Consider the following 12,768-nt stretch of genomic DNA (forward strand, 5'->3'; position numbering starts at 1 on the left):
AGATTATAATATATTATCTATATTATTTTTTATTGAATCGTTGATAGAATTTATGCTGTCAAAGCAATTTTCTAATCTATAAAATATATACGAATCTGTTTTTATGATATTTTTTTCTTTTTCTTCGCTGTTAAAATCATTAATTTCATTTTTGAATAATTTAGCAGTATTTTCTAAAGTGCTTGATATATTTTCGAGGAATATCAATATATTATGTTTATCCTCAGGTCTATTATATTTTTTCATAAGATTTATTAATTGCTCTGCTTCTACTATAAATTTTCTATTGCTTTCTATTAAGGAGTCTGTTATAGGAGTACCTTTGTATCTTGTTTGATTTTTTTCATGTATTATGATGTTGTTTTTTATCATATATGCTTTTAATAGTATTTCATATAGATATTGAGAAGTTGTTTCATTATTTACAGCTTTTCTCATTTGATTTATTATTATAGTATCTATTTCTATAAGTTCGCTTATTTTGTCAACCATTCCCTTATGACTTTCAGTTCTTATGATGAAATGATCGAATACCCACACAATAGATAGGGCCATTATTATAAATCCAACTCTTGATGAAGCTGACATTAATTTAGGCATATATGGAAATGATGATATTAATGCTGATATTGTACCATATATTTTTTTTAAAAAGTCATTAATAGAGGCAAGCGATAATATGAAGCATACTCCTATAGCTGGTATAATCATATCATAAGGTATATATTTGAAGAAAACCGAAAAAATAAATACGCCTATAAAATTACCTAAAACATTTATTTTTAAATTATGTTTTTGTTCCTCATAAAAAGGATAGAGCATTATATAAGAAAGAATAGGAAGCCAATAACCTCTTATTGCTATTCCTTCAGGAAGAAAATATCTTATGGTAAATGATATGCACATTATGATGCCCATTTTTAGCGAGAATCTGAAATGGCATTTATTTATATTAAATTCTTTTCTTAATCTTATAAATTTTAAATTGAATAATCTTGTTATTTCAAATTCATCTTTCTTATTTTCAAACATATTGGATAATATATTTTTTAATTTCACAATGATATATACCCATTCATAATTACTTTTTTCATTGCTTAAAGAATAATTATCATTAAAATAATCTATATCATTTATTACATTGTTATATTCTTTTTCATGTTTTGCTATATCTTTTTTTAATAGATTGGATATTTTTTCTAGTATCTTTGAAAGCTCTATAAAATATTCTGTATCTTTATCTGTAAAATTAATAATATTCTGATGTTCTTTATCTATTAAAATATTTATTTCTTCCAAAAATAGAACTAGCTGAAAGTGATTAATATTTCTATTATTCATAGTGTTATGTCTTTTTAATGTGTCTATATATATTGCTGAGGTATATCCATTAATAATAGGAAATAGATCATCTTTTTTATTTAATGAGCATGTTTTATTATATAATGATGATATTTTCTTATTTATAGCTTCTATTCCCTTGCAGGCTAAATTATTAGATAATTTATGTCTAGTTAAAAATCTATTTAATACTAAGAATATAAAGATTATGAGTAAAGCAGTTAATATAGCTTCCATTCTTAAATGTATATCTGATATAGGTATGTTATAAGCTTGTAAAAGAACATAAGCGAAACCATATATAAAATAATTTCTAGGAACAAAATCATCTGAAAGCAAATATACTATAGAGAATGGTACTATAAAATTAAGTGTTATAGTAAGAAATAGATTTTGCTCTGCTATAGTTGCTAAAAATCCTAATAAAAGTATTCTAAAAGCTACAGCAGGAAAACTTTCTATTGTGAAACTTTGACGCATTAAAGCACATATAAATATAGAAATTACGCCTATAGTAGCATTTTCTCTGCCGAATAGGTTGGTTGATAATACCATTATAAAAAGACCTACTAATACGCTAGGCAGAAAATCTATAGCTCTTTTTATAAATGCAATTAATATTTCTTTTTGCTTTTGGTAAAAAATTTTATCTGTAAAAAACATTAGAATTAATTTATATTTTTTCTTATATTATATAGTATAGACTATATTACAAATAAAAAATAGTCAATAAAGAATTATATAATTTTTTATTATTGCCGATATTAAAAATGAGATATAATATCTTAATTTTAAGGGGATTAGACTATGCCGCCAGTAATCATAGAACATGAAGAATATCCTTCTGTAGTTGTTATAGAATATAACAGTATATACAGAAATGAATTACAAAACTTTATACATAATATAAAAATAAAAGATAATAAAGAAGAAGTTTTTGTTGAGCCTTATTTTAATAAGATTCTTCATACAAATAATACTAATATAGGACTTTTAACTATAGATGGAAGAATCAATGGATATTATTATATAAATAAAGAAGGTGTACTTAAATATATATATATGAATTATCCATATAGAAGAAATGGTTTTGCTAAATTACTTTTAACACATGCAATCAAAGCTAATCCAAATATACAGTTTGAGAAGAATGCTAATCAAGCCTATACTAGACTTATAAGTTCTCCTATATTTGAAGATGTACTTAAAGGCAACTCTTCAGGAGCATTTGATAATAGTTCAGGATCAATGGATACATTTGAAGATCTCAGCGGCGGTGGAAGTAAAGAAGGGGAGCTTACTTTATTTTAACTTTGAAAAGATTTTTATATGCAAATACTATACTGATCATATTCTTTCTTGTATCATGTGCTCATAATGCAGTTTCAATAGCAGAAGAACCTATAATTGAAGAAAAGATTAAAGTTTATCGTCTTATAAGTATGCATACAGCTATGAATATAACTATAAGTATAGATGATAATAAAATATATGGTAAATCTGCTATAAATGATTATTGGGCTAATTGTAAAATTGATGGAGAAGGCATATCAATAGATATGATAAAAACCACAAGAAAAACAGATAATGCTGAAAAGAGAAGGGCAGAAGGTGATTATTTATCAATACTTCAAACAGCATATTCGATCAAAATAGAGGGAAAAAGACTTATAATATATACAAGGTTTATAGATGAACCTCTTATCTATGAAGAAATAGAAAATTAAATATAAGATTAAAGAAATGAAAAAATAAAGGCTGTACTTAATAACAAGTACAGCCTTTTGTTATATTGCTTATTGTTAGCTATATATTAAACTAGCAATATATCTTACAAACTCAGCAATTAAAAAGATCATAACTATGAAACCCAAGAATATCCAAGATTTCAAAGTTCTTTTTCTAGTTTCCTTTTTATTAAATTCTCTTCTAAAAGGATCGTTATTATCATATTCCATAATAAAACCCTATATCATACTTTTTTCAAATACTTTTGTGTATCAACTGCAACAGCTGCAATTATGATAGCACCCTTAATTATGTATTGCATATATGGAGAAATACCAACGAATGACATACCATAGTTAATAACTTGGAATATTAATACTCCAGATACAATACCTATAATAGAACCTATACCGCCAGAGAAAGAAACTCCTCCTACAACGCAGGCAGCAATAGCATCAAGCTCATAACCGTTACCTAAGTTGTTAGTAGCAGAACCAACACGAGCAACCTCTAATGAACCAGCTATACCATATAAAGCACCAGCCATAGTATATACTATCATAAGAGTAAGAGGAATGTTTACACCAGAAACAGCAGCAGCTTCAGGGTTACCACCTACAGCAAATATATTTTTACCTAATTTAGTTTTATTCCAAATAACCCACATTATCAAGGTTATAATGACAGCAAATATGATCAAATATGATATAGTGAAACCGCCTAATTTTATACCGCCTTGAGCAAGATTAGTAAATCTAGGATCAAGTCCTCCGATAGGCTGAGCACCATAAGGAGGTCTATCAAAATAAGTACTAGTTACACCATAAAGTATAAGCTGCATACCTAAAGTAGCAATAAATGGAGTTACATAAAGTTTAGAAATTATAAAACCGTTTATAAGTCCGAATATCATAAGTATAAGCATAACTAAGAGTATAGGAAGTATAACCGGAAGCATAGGTAAATCCGGATACATTCTAGTAGGGTTAGAAGGAGATTGTAAAAGTGAAGCACTTACAACCGCAGCAAGTCCTACAGCTCTACCAGCACCTAAGTCGTTACCTTGAGTAACAAGAAGTGTTCCAATACCTACAGCTATTATCATACGAGTAGAAGCCTGAGCAAATATGTTTAAGAAGTTGCTCAATCTGAAGAAAGTAGGCTCTTTAATGATAATACCTATAAGTATTACGAGTAATGCTGCAAATATAGCATTGTTTAATATAAATGATTTAATAGTTTTAATGTTTATTTTATTTTTATCCATGATCCTTCCTTTTGATTAAAATTATAAATATTTAGCAGACAATGCCATGATTTCTTCTTGATTAGTATTTTTAGTTTCAACAATACCAGCCACTCTTCCATTACTCATAACCATGATTCTGTCAGTGATACCGAGTAATTCAGGCATTTCAGAACTAACTACTATTACAGCTTTTCCAACAGTAGCTAAATCGATAATAAGTCTGTATATATCGTATTTAGCACCAACGTCAATACCTCTTGTAGGCTCATCAAGCATAAGAATATCAGGTTTACTTAAAAGCCATCTTCCTAATATAACTTTCTGCTGGTTTCCTCCGGATAATGTTTGTATAGCTGTTTTTTCAGAAGGAGTTTTTACCTGCATACTGTCTATAACCCATTTTGTATCTTCCTGCATCTTTTTATTATCCAAGAATCCAAATTTATTTTTATAATGGTCTATATTAGCTATAGTAGAATTAAAGTTGATAGATAGCATGCCGAATATGCCTGTTTGTCTTCTTTCTTCTGTAACTAAAGCAAATCCATTTTTTATAGCTTTTCTTGTAGAAGAATTGTTAACCTCTTCAGCCATTTTAAACACATGACCTGAAGATAAAGTTCTCATACCGAATATACTTTCTAGTACTTCAGTTCTTTTTGCTCCAACAAGTCCGGCAATACCAAATACTTCTCCTTTTCTTACGCTAAAGTTAACTTCTTTAAGAGAAGGCTGATAAAATGCAGTGAAATCTTTTATTTCTAAAATATCCTCTCCAGGAACATTTGTTTTTTCAGGGAAACGATTAGTTAAATCTCTTCCTACCATCTGTTTAATAATCATATCAGTAGTTAATTCTTTAGATGGGGTAGTGGCAACATATTTACCGTCTCTCATTATAGTAACTTCATCAGATATTTGAAGTATTTCTTCCATCTTGTGAGATATGTAGATCATACCTACGCCTCTGCTTTGAAGTTTTTTAATGATTTTGAATAATTTAGCAACTTCTTTTTCAGTAAGAGAACTTGTAGGCTCATCTAGTACTAATATTTTAGAATTATAAGAAACCGCTTTTGCTATCTCTACCATTTGCATTTCAGATACAGATAATGTAGATACTTTTGTTCTAGGATCCAGAGGTATTTCCAAATCATCAAAAATTGCCTTAGTATCATCATACATCTTTTTCTCATCAATAATAACGCCGTATTTGGTAGGATATTTTCCAAGCCATATATTATCTTGTATATTTCTTTGTCTAACTTGGTTAAGTTCTTGGTGCACCATAGCTACACCATTATTCAAAGCTTGTTTGGGTGATATAAAGTTTACTTCTTTACCATCTAAGAATATATGTCCTTCATCTTTACGGTATATACCGAACAAACATTTCATCAAAGTAGATTTTCCAGCACCATTTTCACCCATAAGAGCAACTACTTCGCCCTCTCTTACGGTTAGCTGTACATCATCTAATGCTTTAACACCCGGAAAAGACTTTGAAATACCTTTCATTTCAAGAACAATTTTTTTATTATCCATATATTAAAACCTTTATTTTTCAAACTCTGCTAATATAAAATAAATTTAGATATTAGATAATTAACAAATAAGGGATATTAAAAGATTAATATCCCTTTTTCATTAAAAATTAATTATTATTTATAAGCTTCTTCAGCAACGTTTATATTATCTTTAGTTATAGGTACATAAGGAACGCGAACTGCTTTAACTTCGTCTAAAGTCCAAGTAGTACCATCTAATGGATCTTTTCCAGCAGCAACATTTAAAGTAATGTCAACTAGAGCTTGAGATTGTCCAACTGGGTCATTAAGAACAGAACCTACTATAGTTCCTTTTTTGATTTCATTGATCATATCAGGAATAGCATCAACACCTACTATAGGTATGAATTTAGTAGTATCGCCCTCTTTGTTATATCCTAAAGCTTGTACTGACTGTAAAGCACCTAAAGCCATAGCGTCATTGTTACAGAAGATATATTCAAGTTTATCGCCATATTTCTGTATCCAAGCATCAACTATATCTTTAGCTTTTGCAGTGTCCCACATAGCTGTTTGTTATTCTAATTTTTCTACTTTAAGTCCGTTGTTAGTAACGTATAAAGTAACATGGCTAGTTCTAGCTTCAGCATCTGGGTGTCCTGGTTCGCCTTTTAATAAAGCATATTGTATAATTCCGTCACCATTTTTGTCCCAAGTAGGATTAGCTTTCCAAGTATCTACAACGATTTTACCTTGCATATCGCCTGATTCTTCTGGAGTAGTTCCTACATACCAAGTTTTATCATAGCTAGCCATAGCTTCAGCACTAGGCTGTTTGTTGAAGAATACAACAGGTATATTTTTAGTTTTAGCTTTATCTATGATAGTTTGAGCAGCTTGAGGGTCTACCAAGTTAATAGCTAATGCTTTTGAGTCTTTTTGAATCATAACATCAACTTGGTCGTTTTGCTGAGCTTGGTTGTTTTGTGAGTCATTGATAATTAAATTTGCTTTTCCGCTAATTCTAGTTTCAATGTTTCTTCTGTAGAATGACATAAAGTTGTCATCGTAACGATAAATTGTTACTCCGATAGTTGGACCATCAGTAGTTGTTGTGGATGAAGAAGATCCGCCTCCGCAAGATACCACAAAAAGTGTAGACATTATAAATAATGCCACCATAACGATAAATGACTTTTTCATATTAGAAAACTCCTTAAATTAATTAATATTCTCTTAATTAATTAGTATATAAATTTATTTTATTAAATCAAGTAAAATCACTTTTTTTGATTTTTGGATATTAATATAAAACTATTATTTTAATATTTAGACAATTTTATGTAAACTTTTTGAATTTTATTTTGAAATGTAATAATTTATTAATTAAAAATTAATTGTTTTTTTATTAATAAATTATTTTTAATATTATAAAAGGTAAGATATTATTACAATAATAACATCTTACCTAATATTATAAATTTTTTAATTATTAAAATTATTTATAAGCCTCAGCAGACTCATCTATATTTTCTAATGTAATAGCTCTATAAGGTACTCTTACAGCTTTTACATCATCTAATTGATATTCTGTACCAGTTAATACATCTTTTCCGTTTGCTGCATTCATAACCATATCAACTACAGCCTTAGCCTGATCCTTAGGACTTTGTAAAACAGTTCCTACTACAGTTCCTTTTTTAATTTCTTCTATAATTTCAGGAATAGCATCTACTCCTACTATAGGTATAAATTTATTGCTGTCTCCTATGTTATAACCTTGTTTTTGAATAGATTTTAATGCTCCCAAAGCCATAGCATCATTATTAGAGAATATAAACTCTATACTATTTCCATATTTTTCTATCCAAGAATCAGTAGCTGTTTGAGCCTGAAGTATATCCCAATTTGCTGTCTGTTCATCTAATTGTTCTATATCAATTCCATTATTAGTCAAAACAGCTTTAATTCTTTCTGTTCTAGCTTCAGCATCTGGGTGTCCTGCTTCTCCTTTTAATAAAACATACTGAATTTTTCCATCTCCATTTTTATCCCAATTAGTATTTGATGTCCAAGCTTTAACTACTATATCACCCTGTATATTTCCAGATTCTTCACTCAAAGTGCCTACATACCATGCTTTATCATAAAGCATCATATCTTCCTTGCTAGGCTCTTTATTGAAAAATATTACAGGTATTCCTGTAGGTTTTATTTTATTAATCATAAAACTAGCTGATGCAGGATCTACTAAATTAATTGCTAATGCATCAACCTCTCTTTGAATAGCTGCATCTACCTGATCATTTTGCTTAACCTGATCGTTTTCTGAATCATTCATTATAAATTTTGCTTTTCCATTTAACATAGTTTCAATATTTCTTCTCATAAATGAAATAAAGGCATCATCATATCTGTAAATAGTAATACCAACTTCTATTTCATTATTAGATTGTGAAGAATTTCCGCAGCTGATTAATGATATAAACAATAAAATTGATAAGATAATAACTATTGCTTTATTCATAAAAAACTCCAATTTTTTATATAATAATATCCTAGTTTATTAAAAAAAGATATATAAGTCAAATTAAAATATGAAAAAATATAATTTATTTATATATTTTTATTGCAGTAGCTAAATTATATTTATTTACAGGTATATATGGTATAACAATATATTTATCATTATAAAAACTCACATGTAAACCATCTAAAGGAGCTTTTTTATTTATTATATTACTTGAAACAGAGCATAGAGTTTCAGCCTGTATTTGAGGATTTTGCATAACAGTTGCAAATATACCATAATTATTTATGGCTTCCAAACATTCAGGTATCCCATCTATTCCTACTATAGGTACATAATTAAGCATTCTGCTGCTGTTATTATATCCAAATTCTTTTAATGTATCCAATGCTCCCAATGCTATATTATCATTATTACATATAATATATTCTATTTTATTTCCATATTTTGATATTAAAGTTTTAGTTAGTTTTGCTGCTTCATCTCTTTTGCCCATTGCTGAAACTTCTGCTAGAATATTTAATTTTATATTATTAGAAGCTATATATTTTTTCATATATTCAGTTCTTTTTATAGTGTCATTATCGTTTACATCACCTTTTAATATAATGCATTGTATTTTACCGTCTTCATTTTTATCCCAATTCATTCTCTCTTTCCAACTCTCAACTATTACTCTCCCCTGAGCATATCCTGCTTCTTCGCTTATTCCGCCTATATACCAAGCTTTATCATAAGTTTTTAAAACTTCTAAACCAGGCTCTCTATTAAAAAATATTACAGGTTTGTTATTAATGCTTATTTTATCCAATACTTTTTGAGCCTGAGATTTATCTACCAAATTTATAGCAAGCAGATTTACATTCTTTTGTAAAAACATATCTACTTGTCCATTTTGAGTTGATTGACTGTTATAAGAGTCTACTATAAGCAGAGAAGTATTTCTATTTATATTTTTTTCTATATACTGCTTTAAAAATCTCATATAACTGTCATCATATCTATAAAGTGCTATTCCAATAGAGTTTGTTTTTCTCTGTGTATACAATAATACAGAAGAAGATAATAATACTAATAATAAAATAATAAATTTTTTCATTTATATATACTCCTAATAATGACTTTTAAATTATAGTAAAATAGTTTTTATTGTCAAGTTTATAAATATTCAAATATGATTTTTATATTATGAAAGTTTGTTTTTTATATAAAAAATATAAAACTTTTTTATTTATTAGAAAATATAATTTAATGTTTTTTTATTTTTTAAAATGATTTATAATGAATAAAAATTATAAAAATAATGGATTTTAATGCTATGAATAAAGTAGAAGTAAAAATAAAAAATGATTCAATTATCAATTATGATATTTTAGTTAAGAAAGGATTGATAAAAGATACTGGTAAATTAGTAAAAAACATATTAAGAGGAAAAAGAGCCTTAATAGTTACAGATGATATAGTAGATAAACTTTATACTAATATAGTAAAAGAAAGTTTAGAAAAGGAAGATATTATTACTTCTGTATGCGTTCTTCTAAATGGAGAGCCTAATAAGAATATAGAAAGCATTAATAATATATTTTCATCATTGGCACAAAATGAATTAAGCCGTAAGGATATAATAATTGCATTGGGAGGTGGGGTAATAGGAGATATGGCCGGATATGCTGCTGCTGTTTGGATGAGGGGCATTGATTTTGTGCAGATTCCTACTACATTGCTTGCTTGTGTTGATTCTTCTGTTGGCGGAAAGACAGGTATTAATATAAAAGAAGGTAAGAATTTAGTAGGTGCTTTTCATAGTCCTAAATTAGTTATAATAGACAGCAATACTTTATTAAGTCTTCCAAAAAGAGAGTTTAATGAAGGAATGGCTGAAGTTATAAAGCATGCATTTTTATTTGATGAGGCACTTTTGGAATTGATAGAGGCACATATTCATAATAATACCATTTTGGATATGGATTTTGTGTTAAAGAGAAATTGCGAATTAAAGGCTCATATTGTAGAAATAGATTATAAAGAGCAGAAAGAAAGAATGTTTTTAAACTTCGGACATACTATAGGACATAGTGTAGAGAATGCTGCTGGTTATGGGCTATTGCTTCATGGCGAGGCTGTTGCTATAGGTATGATTTTTGCTATAGAGTATGGTATTAGAAAAGGTATCACTAAAGATAAAAATATATTAGAAAGGGCCAAAAATATATTAAGTAAATTTTCTCTTCCAATATCAATACCTGATAACATGAATTTAAAAGACTCAATTAAACTCGATAAAAAAAGAAGCGATGATAAAATTAATTTCGTATTTTTAGAATCTATTGGAAAGCCTTGTGTTGAAAAAGTAAGTTTGGAGGATATTTTAAAATGAATAAATTTACTTTTGCACTTATGCTTTCTATAGTTATGCTGATATTATGTGCTGCTAATACAAAATCTGATAAAAAAATAAAAGTGGCAGATACCGCTTCAGTTGATATAAAAAATAATAGTTATACTAATATAGATGAATATGTTATGAAAACTTTAAATGCCTACAGAGTGCATGCTACAAATATCATTGATATAAGCGGAAATAAATATTATATTTCTAGTGTAGATATTCTTAATACTAATGATGAAAGTTTTGATGAAAAAAAAGATAAAGAGAATTATATCTATATAAGTATATGGAAATTAAATAATAATAAAGCAAACTTTGTTTCTGGTTTTTATCCGTATACTATATCTGCTGACTGGATAGGTGATATAGTTTCAGAAGTGAGTAACAATATGCTTGAATTTGTATTAGATCGTTATTCAAAGAAATATTCTTGTCTTAATTTTTATAAATTTAATATAGTAAAAAAGAATAATACAGTTAATTTTTATCTTACTAACTTTTCAGAAAGAACTTTTAAGATAAATCCTAATACAGGAGAATTGTCAGCACCTGAATATTTCTTTGATCATGACAATGTTATGATGAATGATATTGGTAAATATTATAAGTATTACAATTTTAATTAAAAAGTAATAAAAACTAAATTTGATTGATGAAAACAAAAAATTACAAAGTTAAAAATTTTTAGTATATTTTAGAAAAATAAGAATGGATATAATAATAATAATAATTAAGAGGCATTAACTTTTTTTATAAGCTAATGCCTCTTTTTTATTTTAGGATTTATTTAAAACTTATGCTTTCAATAGGGCTTCACCCAAAGACTTACATTCATCAATGGCGTCATCATCTGGAGCAAGATTTGTAATGAGTCCGTCTTTTACCAAAGAAGCACCTGTATCTTTCACATCATCTTGCCATATTCTCATCCATTCTCCATCACCCCAATCATAAGAACCGAATAAAGCTACTTTTTTACCTGATAAACTTCCTCTTATGGAATCATAGAAAGGTTGAAATTCTGATTCTTCCAAAACTTCAGCTCCCATAGCAGGACATCCTAAAGCCACTTTTGAATAGTTATTTATATTTGCAGTATCAAAACTAGATACAGGGAAAATATCAGCTTCTCCTCCGGCATTTTCAATACCTTTCTGTACATTCTGTGCCATAATTTCTGTATTTCCTGTACCGCTCCAATATATTATTGCTATTTTATTACTCATATTATTGCCTCCAATCTATATAATAATTATTAATTTTGAATATACATTTTGTAATCGTCCATTATTTCTAATATGCCCTTGCCGTTTAAAAATGTATTTATATAAAAACTTCTGCATTCATTATATCTATTGAATGTTTTTATAGCTTCATTTTTATTATGATACACTTTCCAATATCCTGTATGTAGGCTATTCTTACCGTAATTGTTTATAAAGCCGTATATGTCCATAAGAGGATAGCCTAAAAATATTCCTATCTCATGAGGAAAATCTTTACTGTTCTGCATTCTATATTTTAGCAGTTCTATACACTTATACAAATCTTTAGATTCATATCCGTAAAGCTCTAAAAAATCGAAAACATCATCATTAGAAATATATTCTTCAAGCCTTTTTTTGTTATAAACATAAACTATAACTTTATTATCATAATCTTTTATTATAGATACATTTATATTACGGCTGTTTAATATTTTATTGTATGATGCTCTTTTTTTATAAACCTCCTTTTTAGAGCCGTATTGGTATGTAAATATATTAGCTATCTTTATACCTGACAGAGCAGGGGCACAGTGATTTATAATTAACTCATCAAAACTATATTCTTTCATTGTTAGAGTATTCTAACATATAATTTTAGAATTGTCAATACTTTTGTTAGTATATTCTAACTTTTTATTAAAATTTTTAATTTTATTCTATAAACTTATAATAATATAGAGTTTAATAAACATAAAATAAAAATAATATTTTACATTATTGTCATTTGTACAATTATAATAGTTAATATATTTAAT

At 27.6% G+C, this 12,768-nt stretch carries 12 protein-coding genes and 1 pseudogene; 4 read left to right on the plus strand and 9 right to left on the minus strand.

Annotated features, from left to right (window positions below):
* Window positions 1–3: 3 nt before the first annotated feature.
* Complete coding sequence (locus BRSU_RS02960) at window positions 4–2,004, minus strand: FUSC family protein (RefSeq protein WP_048593717.1); 2,001 nt, start codon at window positions 2,002–2,004, stop codon at window positions 4–6.
* A gap of 144 nt (window positions 2,005–2,148) precedes the next feature.
* On the opposite strand from BRSU_RS02960, the gene BRSU_RS02965 reads away from it, so the two are divergent.
* Window positions 2,149–2,652: a hypothetical protein gene (locus tag BRSU_RS02965; RefSeq protein ID WP_048593718.1), complete on the plus strand. Its 504-nt coding sequence runs from the start codon at window positions 2,149–2,151 to the stop codon at window positions 2,650–2,652.
* 2 nt (window positions 2,653–2,654) lie between these two features.
* Window positions 2,655–3,068: an META domain-containing protein gene (locus tag BRSU_RS02970; RefSeq protein ID WP_209435132.1), complete on the plus strand. Its 414-nt coding sequence runs from the start codon at window positions 2,655–2,657 to the stop codon at window positions 3,066–3,068.
* 75 nt (window positions 3,069–3,143) lie between these two features.
* Here BRSU_RS02970 and BRSU_RS14580 read toward each other — a convergent pair whose 3' ends face one another.
* The 6 genes and pseudogenes from BRSU_RS14580 to BRSU_RS02995 all read right to left on the minus strand — a co-directional run bounded on the left by BRSU_RS14580 (window position 3,144) and on the right by BRSU_RS02995 (window position 9,455).
* Window positions 3,144–3,299 carry a hypothetical protein gene (locus BRSU_RS14580; protein ID WP_167336122.1) on the minus strand — a complete coding sequence of 52 codons (156 nt, stop codon included), beginning with the start codon at window positions 3,297–3,299 and terminating at the stop codon, window positions 3,144–3,146.
* 14 nt (window positions 3,300–3,313) lie between these two features.
* Window positions 3,314–4,336, minus strand: a complete 1,023-nt coding sequence (gene mglC / locus BRSU_RS02975) for a galactose/methyl galactoside ABC transporter permease MglC (protein WP_048593719.1) — start codon at window positions 4,334–4,336, stop codon at window positions 3,314–3,316.
* A 21-nt stretch (window positions 4,337–4,357) separates the two neighbouring features.
* Window positions 4,358–5,863 carry a galactose/methyl galactoside ABC transporter ATP-binding protein MglA gene (gene mglA, locus BRSU_RS02980; RefSeq protein WP_048593720.1) on the minus strand — a complete coding sequence of 502 codons (1,506 nt, stop codon included), beginning with the start codon at window positions 5,861–5,863 and terminating at the stop codon, window positions 4,358–4,360.
* 116 nt (window positions 5,864–5,979) lie between these two features.
* A pseudogene (locus tag BRSU_RS02985) lies at window positions 5,980–7,029 on the minus strand (galactose ABC transporter substrate-binding protein).
* A gap of 295 nt (window positions 7,030–7,324) precedes the next feature.
* Window positions 7,325–8,353: a galactose ABC transporter substrate-binding protein gene (locus tag BRSU_RS02990; RefSeq protein WP_048593721.1), complete on the minus strand. Its 1,029-nt coding sequence runs from the start codon at window positions 8,351–8,353 to the stop codon at window positions 7,325–7,327.
* 85 nt (window positions 8,354–8,438) lie between these two features.
* Complete coding sequence (locus tag BRSU_RS02995; RefSeq protein WP_048593722.1) at window positions 8,439–9,455, minus strand: galactose ABC transporter substrate-binding protein; 1,017 nt, start codon at window positions 9,453–9,455, stop codon at window positions 8,439–8,441.
* A gap of 219 nt (window positions 9,456–9,674) precedes the next feature.
* Here BRSU_RS02995 and aroB point away from each other — a divergent pair, with 219 nt between their 5' ends.
* Window positions 9,675–10,733, plus strand: a complete 1,059-nt coding sequence (gene aroB / locus BRSU_RS03000) for a 3-dehydroquinate synthase (RefSeq protein WP_048593723.1) — start codon at window positions 9,675–9,677, stop codon at window positions 10,731–10,733.
* Entirely contained in the window at window positions 10,730–11,371 is a 642-nt protein-coding gene (locus BRSU_RS03005) for a hypothetical protein (RefSeq protein WP_245158040.1), read from the plus strand. The genes aroB and BRSU_RS03005 overlap by 4 nt, the downstream gene beginning before the upstream one ends.
* A 168-nt stretch (window positions 11,372–11,539) precedes the next feature.
* On the opposite strand, the gene BRSU_RS03010 is transcribed toward BRSU_RS03005, so the two are convergent.
* Both BRSU_RS03010 and BRSU_RS03015 read right to left on the minus strand, forming a co-directional pair.
* The gene (locus BRSU_RS03010; protein WP_048593724.1) at window positions 11,540–11,971 is read right to left on the minus strand and encodes a flavodoxin; all 432 of its coding nucleotides are present in this window, start codon (window positions 11,969–11,971) and stop codon (window positions 11,540–11,542) included.
* 29 nt (window positions 11,972–12,000) lie between these two features.
* Window positions 12,001–12,582 (minus strand): DUF3793 family protein, encoded by a 582-nt coding sequence (locus BRSU_RS03015; RefSeq protein WP_048593725.1) that lies wholly within the window; start codon window positions 12,580–12,582, stop codon window positions 12,001–12,003.
* Window positions 12,583–12,768: the final 186 nt, after the last annotated feature.

It is taken from the genome of Brachyspira suanatina, from assembly GCF_001049755.1.
In the GTDB taxonomy this organism is placed as follows: domain Bacteria; phylum Spirochaetota; class Brachyspiria; order Brachyspirales; family Brachyspiraceae; genus Brachyspira; species Brachyspira suanatina.

Bases quoted from the DNA above. Each gene is read 5' to 3' on its own strand.
- BRSU_RS02960 (WP_048593717.1), bottom strand. From the start codon at position 2,004: ATGTTTTTTACAGATAAAATTTTTTACCAAAAGCAAAAAGAAATATTA.
- BRSU_RS02965 (WP_048593718.1), top strand. From the start codon at position 2,149: ATGCCGCCAGTAATCATAGAACATGAAGAATATCCTTCTGTAGTTGTT.
- BRSU_RS14580 (WP_167336122.1), bottom strand. From the start codon at position 3,299: ATGGAATATGATAATAACGATCCTTTTAGAAGAGAATTTAATAAAAAG.
- mglC (WP_048593719.1), bottom strand. From the start codon at position 4,336: ATGGATAAAAATAAAATAAACATTAAAACTATTAAATCATTTATATTA.
- mglA (WP_048593720.1), bottom strand. From the start codon at position 5,863: ATGGATAATAAAAAAATTGTTCTTGAAATGAAAGGTATTTCAAAGTCT.
- BRSU_RS02990 (WP_048593721.1), bottom strand. From the start codon at position 8,353: ATGAATAAAGCAATAGTTATTATCTTATCAATTTTATTGTTTATATCA.
- BRSU_RS02995 (WP_048593722.1), bottom strand. From the start codon at position 9,455: ATGAAAAAATTTATTATTTTATTATTAGTATTATTATCTTCTTCTGTA.
- aroB (WP_048593723.1), top strand. From the start codon at position 9,675: ATGAATAAAGTAGAAGTAAAAATAAAAAATGATTCAATTATCAATTAT.
- BRSU_RS03005 (WP_245158040.1), top strand. From the start codon at position 10,730: ATGAATAAATTTACTTTTGCACTTATGCTTTCTATAGTTATGCTGATA.
- BRSU_RS03010 (WP_048593724.1), bottom strand. From the start codon at position 11,971: ATGAGTAATAAAATAGCAATAATATATTGGAGCGGTACAGGAAATACA.
- BRSU_RS03015 (WP_048593725.1), bottom strand. From the start codon at position 12,582: ATGAAAGAATATAGTTTTGATGAGTTAATTATAAATCACTGTGCCCCT.